Here is a 14,275-nt window from a genome sequence, read left to right as displayed (position 1 = left end):
GTACACGGCCGGCCACGGATCATCCGCCCGGCCGACGCAGCGGTCTCCGTATGGCCGCGAGGCTGGATGCATGAACACGACGGTTCTCGACGCACGCTCTCTGACCAAGTCCTACGGAACGACCCGCGCACTCGCCGGGGTGGATCTCACCATCCACCGCGGCGAGTCGGTCGCCATCATGGGTGCCTCCGGGTCGGGCAAGACCACTCTCCTCCATGTCCTCGCCGGCATCATCAGTCCGGACTCGGGCACCGTGTCGTTCCAGCCCTCGGTCGGTCAGGCGGTGGAACTCGCCGGACTCGGAGAATCCGCTCGTTCCCGGCTGCGGAGAGAGCGGTTCGGGTTCGTCTTCCAGCAGGGTCTGCTCATTCCGGAGCTCACGGCGGTCGAGAACGTGGCGCTCGCATCGATGATCAACGGAGTGAAGAAAGCACAGGCCACCGCTCACGCGGCGTCCTGGCTCGCCGCGCTCGGGCTGGCCGGGATGGAGGACCGCCGAATCGGCGAGCTGTCCGGCGGGCAGGCGCAGCGCGTCGCGATCGCACGGGCTCAGGCGACGGGTGCGGAACTCGTGTTCGCCGACGAGCCGACCGGCGCCCTCGACTCGCACACGTCGCAAGACGTGATGAATGCGCTGCTGTGGTCGACGACGGGCCAAGGGCGCACGCTGCTCGTCGTGACACACGATGCAGACGTGGCGGCGCGCTGCTCGCGGATCGTCTCCGTGCGCGACGGCCAGATCATCTCGTCGGCGGTGACGGCATGAACGCCCGCGTCCTGGCTGTGCTTCTTCGCGCCGGGACGGGAGAGAAAGCGGTGCTCGCGCTTCCGCTCATCGCTTTCGGCATCGTCACCGCCCTCGTGCTGACCGTCGTGGGCGGGGCTCAGTCGTTCTGGACCTGGACCGATGAGTACGCGCCGGTGTACCACGCGTTGGCCGCGATCGCGCTCGTGCTCCTCATCGTCCCGCTGATGAATCTCGGCGGGGCGGCCGCCCGTCTTTCGGCCCGCCGTCGTGACGAGCGTCTCTCGACCCTGCGACTTCTCGGCGTGACGCCTCTGGGCGTCGGCGTCGCTACGGTCATCGAATCCCTGATCGTCGCGGCCGCCGGTGCCGTCGCCGGAGTCGTCGTCCATCTCGCCCTCACCCCTCTCGTCGGACTCATCCCGTTCCGTGGCACGGCTCTCGGCGTCGAGGCGGTCATGCTCTCGCCCCTCGGCGTTCTCGCCGTCGTGGGAGGCGTCCTTCTCGTGGCGGCAGCGAGTGCTGTGCTGGGGCTCCGGCGCGTGATCATCTCGCCCCTCGGCGTGCGCCTGCGGACGACCGTCTCCACCGCGCACTGGTTCCGCGCGATCATCGCAGTCTCCGTTCTTGCGCTCGTGTTCGTCCTTGTCACGGTCTTCCCGTCCGTCGCAGGACTCGCGGCGACCATCGCCGTCCTCGCCCTGTTGTTCGCCGTCTCCCTGGCGGTGCTCAATGTGATCGGACCATGGGTCCTGAAGGTCGCCGCCGGGCGTCAGCTGCGCAAGGCCGAGCACGCAGATCGGCTGCTCGCCGCCCGCCTGGTGCTGGACTCCCCCAAAGCCGCGTGGCGTCAGGTGAGCGGCATCGCGATGGCGAGCTTCATGGCGGTGTTCGCAGGAACCGGCGTCTCCCTGATGAATGTGATGAACAGCGGCGACACGACGTCCGCGGATGCGGCCCTCGCCGCGGACATGCGCACCGGCCTCGTCATCACCCTCGTCGCTTCATTCCTGATGGTCGCGGCATCCGTGGGGGTCAATCAAGCCGCGGCCGTTCTCGATCAGCAGGAACTCCACCGGAGTCTGCACCGGCTGGGCGTGCCGCTCGCGATCGTCGACAGCGCACGCCGCCGGGCGATCATGTCTCCACTCCTCGTGACCGCGATCGGCTCGGCCACCTGTGCCGGCGTGCTGGTCTTCCCGCTGCTGGGGATCGCCCTGGTCGTGGCACCCGAGTCTCTCCTCACGATCGCGCTCGTACTGGCCGTGGGGATCGGAATCGTCTGGATGAGCACTCGAGCGACGCGGCCGCTGCTCGCCCGGTCGTTCGAGATGGTGTGAGTCTCAGCGACGCCGCTGGCAGCGCGGACAGTAATGACTCGAGCGGTTCATGAAAGCCTCCCGGCGGATCAGAGTGCCGCAGCGCGGGCACGGCTGTCCGCCTCGACCGTACGCGTTGAGCGAGTGGGCGAAGTAGCCTGCCTGACCGTTCACATTGACGTACTGGGAGTCGAAGCTCGTGCCGCCCTCTGCAAGGGCCTTCACGAGCACCACTCTGATCTCGGCGAGGAGGCGCCTGCTCGCTTGCGTCGACAGCGCACTCGCGAGCGTCGCCGGGTGGATGCGCGCCGCCCACAGCGCCTCATCCGCATAGATGTTGCCCACGCCGCTGATCGTCTGCTGATCGAGCAGCACTCGCTTGATCGCACTGCCGCGTGTGCGGAGTGCACGCAGGAAGCGATCGTCGTCGAACATCGGGTCTATCGGATCACGGGCGATGTGCACGACCTGAGTCGGGATCCACGTCGGTCCGTCCGGCACCAGACCGTCGACCGCCAACGACCCGAAAGTCCTCTGGTCGGCGAAGACGATCGCGAGCTCGCCATGCCGAGGATGCTCGATGCTGATCCGGATGCGCTCGTGGCGTTCCGCCTCGGCGTCCGGCGCGCGCAGCAGCATCTGTCCGCTCATTCCGAGGTGCGCGATCAACGCGGAATCAGCGGTGTCCAGCGGCAGCCAGAGGAACTTGCCCCGTCGGTCGGCTGCAGTGACTCTGCGTCCCTCCAGGCGCGCGACGAAGTCGGACGGCCCGGCCGCATGCCGTGTGAGAGCTCGTTCATCGAACACGCTCACGGCCGTGATGAACGAGCCGATCACCGCGGGAGCGAGACCCGCCCGGACGACCTCGACCTCGGGAAGCTCAGGCACGCTCGTTGAGCAGTCGCCACGCGCTGAGCGCGGCGGCCATCTCTGCCGTCTTCTTGCTGCTGCCCTTGCCGGTCATCGCCAGATCGCCGACGACCACGGTTGCGAGGAATCGACGATCGTGGTCGGGGCCGCTCGCCTCCACCGAGTACTGGGGCGGAGTCGCACCGACTCGCGCAGCCAGCTCCTGCAGGCTCGTCTTCGGATCCATCGCCGCGCCGTAGCGCTCGGGGTCGGCGAGGAGCGGCGCGGTCAGCCGGAGCACGAGCTCGGTCGCCGCCTCAGGACCCGCTGACAGATACGTCGCGCCGATCACGGCTTCCATCGTGTCGGCGAGGATCGAGTCCTTGTCGCGACCGCCCGTCTGTTCCTCACCGCGTCCCAGCAGCAGATGGCTGCCGAGATCGATCGCTCTCGCGACCTCGGCGAGAGCGACCGTCGAGACGACGCTCGCGCGCCGCTTGGCCAACTCCCCCTCATCCAGCCCCGGATGGGTCGTGAAGAGCATCACCGTCACGGCTTGTCCGAGAACGGAGTCGCCGAGGAACTCGAGACGTTCGTTATGGGGGATGCCGCCGTGCTCGTAGGCATAGGAGCGATGGGTGAGCGCCAACTCCAGAAGCTCCGCGTCGATATCGACGCGGAGCTTCTCTGGGAGCGGTCTCGTCCCCCCAGGGACCTCAGTCACAATCGTGAAGTCGCGACTCAGACGTCGGCGACCTTGCGACCCTTGTACTCGAGGAAGAGCTCGGTGCCCTGCGAGTCGGTGACGACCTTGGCCTGGTGAGGACGGCTGTAGACGACCTGACCGTTCTCGATGGTCTTGACGAGTGCGACAGGCGCCGCCTTCCACTGCGCGCGGCGCGAGCGGGTGTTCGAACGGGATACCTTGCGCTTCGGGGGGTTACCAGCCATGACTAGCTCTCTTCTTTCTCGGCGGCTCGGCTCTGTGCCTCACCGTCTTGGTCTGTGATCTGCTGGAGCGCGCTCCACCGAGGATCGATGGGAGCCACCTGCTCCGTCCCGGTGCTCGCGGTCAGCCTCTCGCCCGTCTCCGGGTCGAGCCCGGGGCAATCCGGCTGACACACCGGCTGAAATGGAAGCGCCAATACGGCCGCATCCCTGACTAGAGTTTCAAGATCCACGTGGTCGTCTTGAACCTCGAAGTCAGTTTCTTCCTCACCAGGATACGCGAAAAGCTCCTGGAACTCGACTTCGACGGGCCGGGTGATGTCGATCAGGCATCTTCCGCATACGCCGGAGTACTCAGCGTCGGCGGTTCCGGAGACCAGGATGCCCTCGTGAACCGACTCGAGACGCACGTCCAGGTCGAGCGCAGAACCGGCTTCATACGCGACGATTCCCTCTCCCCAGCCTTCGCCGAGGGTCACCGAGAACTCATGCTCGCGCATCTCGCCCGGCTTGCGGACGATGTCACGGACGGGCAGGACGAAGGGACCATTCATTCGGGAACGCACCCGGCAATGGTACCGGCTCCTGCGGGATGGAGGCTGGTTCCGCGCTGTGTGGAGACGGCGCCTCCGGAAATCAGATCCCGCGCGATCCGGTGTCGAGGAAGGAGGCAACCGCCGGAGGCACGAACGGCGACACGTCACCGCCGAGGCCGGCCACCTGGCGTACCAGGGAGCTGGAGACCAGGGCATGCGCGGGGTCGGGCAGGAGGAAGACCGTCTCGATGTCGGCGAGATGACGGTTGACGATCGCCATCGGGGATTCGTACGCGACGTCGATCTGCGAACGGATGCCCTTCACGAGAACTCCCGCGCCGACGTCGCGGGCGTAGTCCACGAGCAGCCCCATGCTCCAGGAGCCCACGACGACGTTGTCGCCGATCCCGTCCTCAGCGATCGACTGCTCGAGCAGCGACATCCGCTGAGCGATCGGGAGCAGCGCCTCTTTGCCGGGGTTGTGCACCACGAGCACGTGGAGTTCGTCGTACAGCTTGGCTGCGCGACGGATCACGTCGAGATGACCCAGGGTCGGCGGATCGAACGATCCAGGGACGACGGCGATCCGGCTGCTCATGCCCCCAGCCTAAAGCACGCGATGCCGCGGTCAGTTCTTCGCGAGTGCCGCCCGGTCGTCGTCGCTCACGCGTCGCTCGATCGCCGAGCGGAGTCCGGGATTCGCCCGCAGATCCGGGTCGTCGGAGAGGATGCCCTCCGCGAGCTCCCGGGCTCGGACGATCAGGCCCGAGTCCTTGACGACCCGCAGCAGCTTCAGGGAGGACCGAGCTCCAGCCTGTGCGGCACCGAGCACGTCACCTTCACCGCGGAGCTCGAGATCGACCTCCGCGAGAGCGAATCCGTCGAGAGTCGCTGCCACCGCGTCCACGCGTTCGCGCGCCACTGACCCCTCTTCGGCTTCGGTGACCAACAGGCAGAGCCCTGGAACGCCTCCTCGACCGACACGGCCCCTCAGCTGGTGCAGCTGCGACACCCCGAACCGATCGGCGTCGAGAACGATCATGGTCGAGGCGTTCGGGACGTCGACGCCGACCTCGATCACGGTCGTCGCCACCAGCAGGTCGATCTCACCGCGCGCGAAGGACTGCATGACGGCGTCCTTCTCGTCGGACGGCATGCGACCGTGCAGCACGGCCCGTCGGACGTTCCCGAGCTGGGGGTGCGTCGCCAGGGCCTCATCGAGCTGCACCACGCCCCAGCGAGGACCCGACGCACCCTCGGGCGGGATCACGGGCTGCTCCCCCGCTTCCGCCGTCTTCTTGGTCGTGTCGATCGCCGCGCATACCGCGAACACCTGTCGGCCCTGAGAGATCTCCTCGGCGGCGCGCTCCCAGACTCGATTGAACCAGCCGGGATGCTCTGCGAGCGGAGCGACGAAGGACTCGATTCCGGCTCGTCCCTTGGGCATCGTGCGGATCACGGAGGTGTCGAGATCGCCGAACACCGTCATCGCGACCGTGCGCGGGATCGGGGTCGCGGTGAGAACCAGCGCGTGCGGGCTGGACCCCTTCGCGCGAAGCGCCTCTCGTTGCTCGACTCCGAACCGGTGCTGCTCGTCGACGACGACGAGGCCGAGATCAGCGAAGGTCGTCTTCTCGCCGAGCAGCGCGTGCGTGCCCACGACGATCAGCGCCTGTCCGGAGGCGACGCGGAGCGCAGCCTTGCGACGCTCGGCGGCCGGCATCTGACCGGTGAGCAGTGTGGGCATCACGAGCGGCGACATGTGCGGCCCGAGCATCTTCGCGATCGATCGCAGGTGCTGCCCTGCGAGCACCTCGGTCGGGGCGATCAGCGCCGCCTGACCGCCGGACTCGGCCACCTGGAGCATCGCACGCAGCGCGACGAGGGTCTTGCCGGACCCGACCTCACCCTGCACGAGACGATTCATCGGCCAGGCGGCGACGAGGTCGCTCGCCACCTGCTCGCCGACCGTCTTCTGGTCGGGCGTGAGGTCGTACGGCAGCGAGGCGTCGAAGCGCTCGAGCAGCCCACCGGGCTTCGACGGACGCGCGGTCGCCGACAGCGATCGCACGGCATCCCGCTGCTGCAGGAGGGCGGTCTGGAGAGTGAGCGCCTCGTGCATCCGCAGGGTGCGGACCGCAGGATCGATGTCGTTGCGGGTCTTCGGGCGGTGAATCTGCTCGAGCGCCTCTCGGGCGGTCAGAAGTTCCTCCCGCGCGCGGACATCGGGGACGAGAGGCTCCGGCACGTCGCCGAGGCCGTCGAGCGCCCGCGTGATGAACTTCGCGATCTGCCACGTCTGCAGCGTCGACGTCGCGGGATAGATGGGAATCAGCACGGCAGCGCGCGCGTCCGCCCGGCGTCTGGCCGCATCCTCGTCGTCGAACAGCTCGTACTCGGGATGCGCGAACTGCGTCATGCCGTTGAACTCGCCGACCTTGCCCGAGAAGACACCTCGACGTCCGACCGCGAGGTCCTCGGAGCGCCACTTGGCCGCGCCCAGGTTCTTCGCGAAGAACGTCAGAGACATCTTGCCGATGCCGTCGCCGATCACGACGTCGACCATCGCACCACGACGGTTGCGCATCGCCCTGGCGCTGGAGGACAGCACCTCGGCGACGATCGTCACCGTCTCGCCCAGAGGGAGTTCACGGATCGGGGTCAGCTCGCCCGGATCCGCGTACCGTCGGGGATAGTGCGACACGAGATCGCCGACCGTCTTCATGCTGAAGGCTCTGTCGAGAGACTTCGCCGGCGTGGCGCCCAGCGCCTCCTCGAGCGACGAATCCAGCGTGAGCGACATGATCCGAGTCTAGGAGTCCGCACGGACACGACGTGCGCCGCAGCTGTCGTATCGTGAACGGGTGACGAGGATCATCGCCGGAACAGCGCGCGGCGCGCGGCTCGACGTGCCCCGCGCGGGAACGAGACCCACCAGCGACCGCGTGCGGGAGTCGCTCTTCGGAGCGCTGGAGTCGACGGACGCCATCGTCGGCGCGCGGGTACTCGACCTCTATGCCGGCTCGGGTGCGCTGGGACTGGAGACCCTCAGCCGCGGCGCGACGAGCGCGGATCTCGTCGAGCACGGCCGAGAGGCGGCGTCGGTGGTCCGCCGCAACGCCGCCACCGTCGCGAAGGCCGGAGCGCCGAGCGCGAGGGTGCACCAGAGCACCGTCCGATCGTTCCTGCTGCGCGCCTCCGGCCCGTACGACCTCGTGTTCTCGGATCCCCCGTACGACCTCGACGACGAGGCGATGACGGCGGACCTCGTCACGCTCGCGCCGCTTCTCGCTCCCGACGCCCTCGTGATCATCGAGCGCGCCCGGCGATCGACCCCTCCCGACCTCGCTGCGGCCGGACTGGAGCTGATCCGCGAGAAGGCCTACGGCGACACCGCGCTCTGGTGGGCCGAGCCCGCTCCCGCGACGGAGTCGTCTCAGCCCGAGGCCGAGTCCCAGTCGCGATAGGGATCCCAGCCGCTGACGTCCGCGGGTGCGCCGTCGACCAGCAGCTCATGCTCGCCCTGGGGCACGACAGTGCCGATGACGCGGAAGCCCGCCGGCACGATCCCCGGCGGGAAGCAGGCGAGCAGGGCGTGATCCTCGCCACCGGCGAGAGCTCGCTGGGGGCTGTCGCCGAGGGCTGCGCTGTCGAGTGCGATGGTGACCTCGGAGGCCGCTGCCATCCGTCGCGCGTCGAGCGCGAGCCCGTCTGAGATGTCCATCATCGCGGTCGCGCCCGCGGTGGCAGCGAAAGGGCCGAGACCGATCGGCGGCGATGGACGGAGCTGTGCAGCCAGAGCAGCGCTCTCACGCGGGGCGAGCAGGGACGGATCGACGGGGACCGGCGCCTCCCCCTCACGGAACCTTCCGAAGAGCACCGAGAGTCCGTGAGCGGCGTGCCCCAGTTCGCCTGCGACCGCGACCGCGTCACCGACCCGTGCACCCGACCGGGTCACGGGCGGCCGGCCCTCGAGATCGCCGAGCGCGGTGACCGCCACGGTCAGGACGTCCGAGACCGTGAGATCGCCGCCGACCACCGCGCATCCCGGTGCGAGTGCGGCGCAGGCTTCTCGGAAGCCGTCTGCGAGGCGCTCGATGAACGACAGTCGAAGGTCGCGGGGAACGGCCAGCGCCACCAGGAGCGCCGTCGGCCGTGCGCCCATGGCCGCCACGTCGGCGAGGTTGACGGCGGCGGCCTTCCAACCGAGGTCGTACCCAGACGACCACGCGAGCCGGAAGTCCGGGCCGTGCACGAGAGTGTCCGTCGTGGCGACCACCGAACCCGAGGGAGCGGCTATCACCGCCGCATCGTCGCCGGGTCCGACGAGCGTGTGAGAGGCCCGCGCCGTCCGCGCCAGGATCGCTCGGAGGATCTCCCCCTCCGACAGTTCGCCGAGGGTCGGATCATCGTCGCGAGGTCGGGAGGACATGCAGTCAAAGGTAGCCTGGATGCATGCCCCGCTCTCGCCGTCTCGCTGTCGTCGCGGGCTCGCTGGCCCTCCTCGCCGCACTGTCCGGCTGCTCGACGACGATCCACCTCGAACCCGCTGAGGACGCCAACGATCCGGCCTGCGCCGAGGTGTCCGTGCTGCTCCCCGACGCCGTCGGCGATCTCGATCGGGTGTGGACCGATGCTCAGGCGACCGGAGCCTGGGGCGACCCGACCGTCGTGCTGCGATGCGGCGTCGAACCGCCGGCGCCGTCGACAGAGGTGTGCACGACCATCGGCAGCGTCGACTGGCTCGTTCTCGATCAGGAGGAAGACCGGCAGCGTCTCGTGACGTACGGTCGCGAGCCCGCCATCGAGGTGATCATCCGCCGTGGCGAGGAGATCGACTTCCGCACGGTCGTCGAGAGCCTCTCCACGAGCATCCAGTCGGGCCTCGCACCGGCCACGGCACGCTGCACCGACCGGGTGCCCACCGACGAGAACCCGGACGACGGATCGACCGAAGGCTGACGCGTCGAGGGTCAGCGGCGCAGGCCCGCCTCGATCAACTCGGAGATCAGGTCGCCGTAGCTGAGTCCGGACGCCACCCAGCACTTCGGGAACATCGAGATCGGAGTGAATCCCGGCATCGTGTTCAGCTCGTTGACCACGAGCTCTCCCGTAGGCGTGAGGAACATGTCGACGCGCGCAAGACCTCGCCCGTCCACCGCCTCGAACGCACGGACTGCGGCATCCTGAATGGCCGCGACCGCGGATTCCTCGAGCTCCGCCGGGCACACGACGTCGACGCCGTCGCCGCCGAGGTACTTTCCCTCGAAGTCGTAGAACCCTCGAGTCGTCAGCACGATCTCGCCAGGAAGCGACGCTCGGACGCCGTCGGCACCTTCGAGCACGGCGACCTCGATCTCGCGGCCGACCACGCCCGCCTCGATCAGGACCTTGTCGTCTTCTGCGAACGCGATCGCCAGCGCCGCATCGAGCTCGTCGGCGCTCTCGACCTTCGAGACGCCCACGCTGGATCCCGCGCGAGCCGGCTTCACGAAGAGCGGCAGGCCGAGCGCCGCCGCCGAGTCGCGGATCGCGACGGCATCCTGTTCCCACTGGCGCGCGCGCACCGTCAGTCCGGCCGCCACCGCGATACCGGCGGCCCGCAGCGCGATCTTCATGAAGTGCTTGTCCATGCACAGTGCGGAGTCGAGCACCCCGCCGCCGGCGTAGGGGACCTCGAGGGTGTCGAAGTACCCCTGGATGGTGCCGTCCTCGCCGTGCGGGCCGTGGAGGATCGGCAGCACGATATCGATCTCGCCGAGGGATTCGGTGGTGCCGTCGGTGCGCACGACGCGCAGGCTGCGGTCTCCGCCGGGTTCCGGCCACAGCACCCGTGTGCCGTTGTCGGCGACCTCGGGCAGGTGAGCGGCATCCAGCGGGAACTTCGCCGGGTCGTCGTCCTCGAGGACGAAGGCGCCGTCGCGGGTGATCCCGACCGGGATCACGGCGTACCGATCGCGATCAATCGCGCCCAGCACTCCGCCCGCCGTTGCGGAACTGATCGAATGCTCGCTGGAGCGCCCTCCGAAGAGCACCACCACCGTCTGCTTGTCCATGGTTGGTCCTCTCACCCTGCGGGGTGTCGTCGTCCGTCGTCAGGTGGGGTGCGATGTCGCGGGGGTTCATCTTGCCGTCGAGCACCATCTTCACCTGCTCGACGATGGGCATGTGCACGTCGGACTCGCGGGCGAGTTGCAGCACGGGCGCCACGGACGCGAGGCCCTCAGCGGTCTGCTGCATCTGCTTCACGACGTCCTGGAAGCTGTATCCCTGGCCGAGCAGGCGCCCGGCCGTGTTGTTGCGGCTCAGCGGGGACTGACATGTCGCGATGAGGTCGCCCAGGCCCGCGAGTCCCTGCAGGGTCTCGGGGTGAGCGCCGTTGGCGACGGCGAAATCGGTCATCTCCACGAGCCCGCGGGTGATGATCGACGCCTTGGTGTTCTCGCCGTACCCGACGCCGTCGACGATGCCGATGGCCACCGCGATGAGGTTCTTCAGCACTCCCCCGAACTCCGTGCCGATCACGTCGGTGTTCACGAACGTCCGGAAGTAGCTGTTACGTGCCGCGCGCGCGACCTCCTCGGCGGTCTCCCGACTGCGTGAGGAGATCACGGCGGCCGTGGGCTGCTCGCGAGCGATCTCGAGCGCGAGGTTCGGCCCGGAGGCGACCGCGATGCGGTCGGGATCGCAGCGCAGCTCCTGCTCGATGACCTGGCTCATCCGGAGCCCCGTCGTGCGCTCGACGCCCTTCATCAGGCTGACGATCTTCGCGTCGTTGTCGGCGAGCAGCGGCCGAAGCGCCTTGAGGTTCTCCCGCAGCGACTGACTCGGCACCGAGAGATACACCTGGTCGACATCGCGGAGCGCGATCGCCAGCTCGTGCGTCGCGGACATCGTGCGCGGCAGGTTGATGCCGGGCAGATAGCGGGAGTTGCGCTTGGCCTCGTCGATCTCGTGGGCGAGTTCGGCTCGGCGCGCCCACATCGTGACCTGCGCCCCGCCGTCGGCGAGGATCTTTCCGAACGTGGTGCCCCAGCTTCCGGCACCGATCACCGCGACGCGTGGTCCTGCGGGAGCGTTGCGCTTAGGAGTCAAGGCGACCCGTCTCCTTCTGTCCATGGGCGGACGGGTTCCAGCGCTCGGCCGGAGCCTTCTCGTCACGCAGGTCCTCGAGCAGCGCCGTGATGGCCTGCATCAGTCGTTCGGTGGCTTCGTTCAGCGCCGATGCCTCGCCCGCACGACCACGGAGGTCCGACAGATCGACGGGATCGCCGATGACGACGTCCACGGGCTTGCGCAGCGGCCAGAGGCTGAGCCCCTTCTGGTAGCGCCCCATGATCCGCTGGGTGCCCCAGTGGGCCATCGGGATGAGCGGGATGCCGTCGGTCAGCGCGAGCCGGACAGCCCCGGACTTTCCGCGCATCGGCCACATGTCGGGGTCGCGCGTCAGCGTGCCCTCCGGATAGACGATCACACCGCGACCGTGCTCGACGAGCTCGGCCGACTGCTTGAGCGTCTGCTTCGCCGCGGATGCCGACGAGGCGCGTGCCACGGGGACCATTCCTGTCGCGCGGAGCACGGCTCCGAGCACAGGAACCTTGAAGAGACTCTCCTTCGCCATGAAGCGCGGAGCTCGACCGATGCGCCACACCGCGAGTGCGACCACGAGCGGATCGAACTCGGAGTAGTGGTTCGGGGCGAGAACGTACGCTCCCTCACGCGGGAGCTTCTCGCTTCCCGTGATGCGGAGCTTCGCGACGAGCGAGATCAGCGGCACGGCGATCGCCGCGACCGGCCAGAACGCACTCGGTCGCGTGGTCTCCGTCGAGCGGGAACCCATCGGGGTCACCGGATGACGTCGAAGTCGGCGCCCACGGCATCGAGCTTGGCGAGGAACTTCTCGTAGCCGCGGCTGAGGATGTCCACTCCGGACACCCTCGACTCGCCTTCGGCGGTCAGCGCCGCGATGACGTGGCTGTATCCGCCGCGAAGGTCGGGAACGACGATGTCTGCGGCGTGCAGCGGCGTCGGGCCGGTGATGACGGCGGCCTGCTCGAGGTCCCGGCGCGGGACACGACGGGCTCCGTCCTGCAGTCCGCGGGGGTGCACGACGATGTCGGCGCCCATCTTGACGAGCGCCTCGGTGAAGCCCAGACGGTTCTCGTAGACCGTCTCGTGCACGACCGAGCGGCCCTTGGCCTGAGTGAGCGCCACGACGAGAGGCTGCTGCCAGTCGGTCATGAATCCGGGGTGCACGTCGGTCTCGACGATGACCGGCTTGAGCTCGCCGTCGCGACGGAACAGGATCCCGTCCTCCTTGATGTCGAACCATCCGCCGGCCTTGCGGAACACGTTGAGGAACGTGAGCATCTCCTGCTGCTTCGCGCCGCCCACGAAGATCTCGCCGTCGGTGGCGAGTGCGGCGGACGCCCAGGATGCGGCTTCGTTGCGGTCGAAGATCGAGCGGTGGTCGTACCCCCGAAGCGTCTCGACACCCTCGATGAGGATGACGCGGTTCGGCTCGTAGGAGATGATCGCGCCCATCTTCTGCAGCACCGCGATCAGGTCCATGATCTCGGGCTCGATGGCGGCGTTGCGAAGCTCCGTGGTGCCCTCGGCGCGAACGGCCGTGAGCAGTACCTGCTCGGTCGCTCCGACACTCGGGTACGGGAGGTGGATGTTCGCACCGTGCAGGCGCGCACCACCCGTCGACAGGCGGATGCCGCTCGGCAGCTTCTCGACGATGGCGCCGAACTTGCGGAGCGCGTCCAGATGGAAGTCGATCGGGCGGTCGCCGATGCGGCAGCCGCCCAGGTCGGGGATGAAGGCCTGACCGAGACGGTGCAGCAGCGGGCCGCAGAAGAGGATCGGGATGCGCGAGGCACCCGCGTGAGCGTCGATCTCCTCGAAGTGGGCCGACTCGACGTCGCTGGGGTCGAAGACGAGAGCTCCGGGCTCATCGCCGTCGGAGACCCGCACGCCATGGACCTCGAGCAGCGAGCGGACGACCGCGACGTCGCTGATGGCCGGCACGTCGCGCAGCACGCTGACGGTCTCTCCGAGCAGGGACGCGACCATCGCCTTGGTCGCGAGGTTCTTCGCGCCCTTGACGTCGACGCGGCCGCGCAGCGGGCGCCCTCCGCGAATGGCGAGGACGTCTCCGGTGAGTGGGGGGACTCCGTCCGGAAGAGCGTCGCGCACAGGTGTCGTCATTCGGAGCCTCACTTCATTCAACGGAATTCGGGGCGGGGTCGCCCTCGGCTCCCCCGCCCCGCCGTTCACTGCTGAACGGGAAGGGTCCGGGGCCGCCACGACTCGCGACGGGCCTCGAACTGCGCGATCTTGTCTTCGTTGCGCAGGGTGAGCCCGATGTCATCGAGCCCTTCGAGGAGCCGCCATCTAGTGTAATCGTCGATCCCGAGGTCAGCCTGGATCTCACCGATCGACGCGACTCGCGCCTCGAGGTCGACCGTGATCGAAGCCCCGGGATTCCGGTCGATCTCAGCCCAGATCCGCTCGAGATCCTCTTCGGAGATGGTGGCGGCGAGGAGCCCCTGCTTGCCCGAGTTTCCCCGGAAGATGTCGGCGAAGCGCGGGCTCAGGATCACCGCGAAGCCGAAGTCGCGCAGCGCCCAGACAGCATGCTCGCGGCTGGATCCGGTGCCGAAGTCGGGGCCGGCGACGAGCACCGATGCGCCCTGGAAAGCCGGCTGGTTGAGCACGAACTCGGGATCCTGACGCCAGCCGTGGAACAGCGCGTCCTCGAAGCCGGTCTTCGTGACCCGCTTGAGGAACACGGCGGGGATGATCTGGTCCGTGTCGACGTTCGAGCGCTTCAGCGGGGCGGCGATGCCGGTGTGGGTGGTGAACTTCTCCAT

16 protein-coding genes are annotated in these 14,275 nt (G+C 68.4%); 4 read left to right on the top strand and 12 right to left on the bottom strand.

The annotated features are described in order from the left end of the window. Nucleotides 1–70 precede the first annotated feature (70 nt). Complete coding sequence (locus SOM10_RS01965) at nt 71–766, top strand: ABC transporter ATP-binding protein (RefSeq protein WP_320488151.1); 696 nt, start codon at nt 71–73, stop codon at nt 764–766. Further along, nucleotides 763–2,085 carry a permease gene (locus tag SOM10_RS01960; protein ID WP_320488150.1) on the top strand — a complete coding sequence of 441 codons (1,323 nt, stop codon included), beginning with the start codon at nt 763–765 and terminating at the stop codon, nt 2,083–2,085. The genes SOM10_RS01965 and SOM10_RS01960 overlap by 4 nt, the downstream gene beginning before the upstream one ends. A gap of 3 nt (nt 2,086–2,088) precedes the next feature. On the opposite strand, the gene mutM is transcribed toward SOM10_RS01960, so the two are convergent. The 6 genes from mutM to SOM10_RS01930 all read right to left on the bottom strand — a co-directional run bounded on the left by mutM (nt 2,089) and on the right by SOM10_RS01930 (nt 7,200). Further along, a complete protein-coding gene (gene mutM, locus SOM10_RS01955; RefSeq protein WP_320488148.1) occupies nt 2,089–2,952 on the bottom strand; it encodes a bifunctional DNA-formamidopyrimidine glycosylase/DNA-(apurinic or apyrimidinic site) lyase in 864 nt (287 codons plus the stop codon). Beyond that, nucleotides 2,945–3,637, bottom strand: a complete 693-nt coding sequence (gene rnc, locus SOM10_RS01950) for a ribonuclease III (RefSeq protein ID WP_053095908.1) — start codon at nt 3,635–3,637, stop codon at nt 2,945–2,947. The genes mutM and rnc overlap by 8 nt, the downstream gene beginning before the upstream one ends. A gap of 17 nt (nt 3,638–3,654) precedes the next feature. Next, entirely contained in the window at nt 3,655–3,864 is a 210-nt protein-coding gene (gene rpmF / locus SOM10_RS01945) for a 50S ribosomal protein L32 (protein WP_017830754.1), read from the bottom strand. Nucleotides 3,865–3,866: 2 nt separating this feature from the next. Next, the gene (locus tag SOM10_RS01940; RefSeq protein ID WP_053095906.1) at nt 3,867–4,415 is read right to left on the bottom strand and encodes a YceD family protein; all 549 of its coding nucleotides are present in this window, start codon (nt 4,413–4,415) and stop codon (nt 3,867–3,869) included. An 82-nt stretch (nt 4,416–4,497) separates the two neighbouring features. Then, on the bottom strand, nt 4,498–4,995 hold the full coding sequence (gene coaD / locus SOM10_RS01935) for a pantetheine-phosphate adenylyltransferase (RefSeq protein WP_053095905.1): 498 nt from the start codon (nt 4,993–4,995) through the stop codon (nt 4,498–4,500). Between the two features lie 30 nt (nt 4,996–5,025). Then, on the bottom strand, nt 5,026–7,200 hold the full coding sequence (locus tag SOM10_RS01930) for an ATP-dependent DNA helicase RecG (protein WP_320488126.1): 2,175 nt from the start codon (nt 7,198–7,200) through the stop codon (nt 5,026–5,028). A gap of 61 nt (nt 7,201–7,261) precedes the next feature. On the opposite strand from SOM10_RS01930, the gene rsmD reads away from it, so the two are divergent. Then, nucleotides 7,262–7,864 carry a 16S rRNA (guanine(966)-N(2))-methyltransferase RsmD gene (gene rsmD, locus SOM10_RS01925; protein WP_320488125.1) on the top strand — a complete coding sequence of 201 codons (603 nt, stop codon included), beginning with the start codon at nt 7,262–7,264 and terminating at the stop codon, nt 7,862–7,864. Here the strand turns inward: rsmD and thiL are convergent. After that, nucleotides 7,834–8,829 carry a thiamine-phosphate kinase gene (gene thiL, locus SOM10_RS01920; RefSeq protein WP_320488124.1) on the bottom strand — a complete coding sequence of 332 codons (996 nt, stop codon included), beginning with the start codon at nt 8,827–8,829 and terminating at the stop codon, nt 7,834–7,836. The two genes, rsmD and thiL, sit on opposite strands and share 31 nt — an antisense overlap. 23 nt (nt 8,830–8,852) lie before the next feature. Between thiL and SOM10_RS01915 the strand changes: the two genes are divergently transcribed. After that, nucleotides 8,853–9,359 carry a DUF3515 family protein gene (locus SOM10_RS01915; RefSeq protein ID WP_320488123.1) on the top strand — a complete coding sequence of 169 codons (507 nt, stop codon included), beginning with the start codon at nt 8,853–8,855 and terminating at the stop codon, nt 9,357–9,359. 11 nt (nt 9,360–9,370) lie between these two features. Here the strand turns inward: SOM10_RS01915 and SOM10_RS01910 are convergent, their stop codons facing one another. The 5 genes from SOM10_RS01910 to leuD form a co-directional block, all read right to left on the bottom strand. Then, nucleotides 9,371–10,453 (bottom strand): D-alanine--D-alanine ligase family protein, encoded by a 1,083-nt coding sequence (locus tag SOM10_RS01910; protein WP_320488121.1) that lies wholly within the window; start codon nt 10,451–10,453, stop codon nt 9,371–9,373. Next, complete coding sequence (locus SOM10_RS01905; RefSeq protein WP_150115057.1) at nt 10,359–11,516, bottom strand: NAD(P)H-dependent glycerol-3-phosphate dehydrogenase; 1,158 nt, start codon at nt 11,514–11,516, stop codon at nt 10,359–10,361. Before SOM10_RS01905 ends, SOM10_RS01910 begins: the two co-directional genes overlap by 95 nt. Continuing rightward, nucleotides 11,482–12,237: a lysophospholipid acyltransferase family protein gene (locus SOM10_RS01900; protein WP_053095891.1), complete on the bottom strand. Its 756-nt coding sequence runs from the start codon at nt 12,235–12,237 to the stop codon at nt 11,482–11,484. Before SOM10_RS01900 ends, SOM10_RS01905 begins: the two co-directional genes overlap by 35 nt. 5 nt (nt 12,238–12,242) lie before the next feature. Continuing rightward, complete coding sequence (gene murA / locus SOM10_RS01895) at nt 12,243–13,610, bottom strand: UDP-N-acetylglucosamine 1-carboxyvinyltransferase (protein WP_053095889.1); 1,368 nt, start codon at nt 13,608–13,610, stop codon at nt 12,243–12,245. A 65-nt stretch (nt 13,611–13,675) separates the two neighbouring features. Continuing rightward, complete coding sequence (gene leuD / locus SOM10_RS01890; protein ID WP_056278654.1) at nt 13,676–14,275, bottom strand: 3-isopropylmalate dehydratase small subunit; 600 nt, start codon at nt 14,273–14,275, stop codon at nt 13,676–13,678.

The organism is Microbacterium sp. CFBP9023 (genome assembly GCF_034045055.1).
GTDB lineage: Bacteria > Actinomycetota > Actinomycetes > Actinomycetales > Microbacteriaceae > Microbacterium.
The sequence above is the reverse complement of the archived record's forward strand: the minus strand, read 5'-3'. Positions and strand labels throughout refer to the sequence as shown.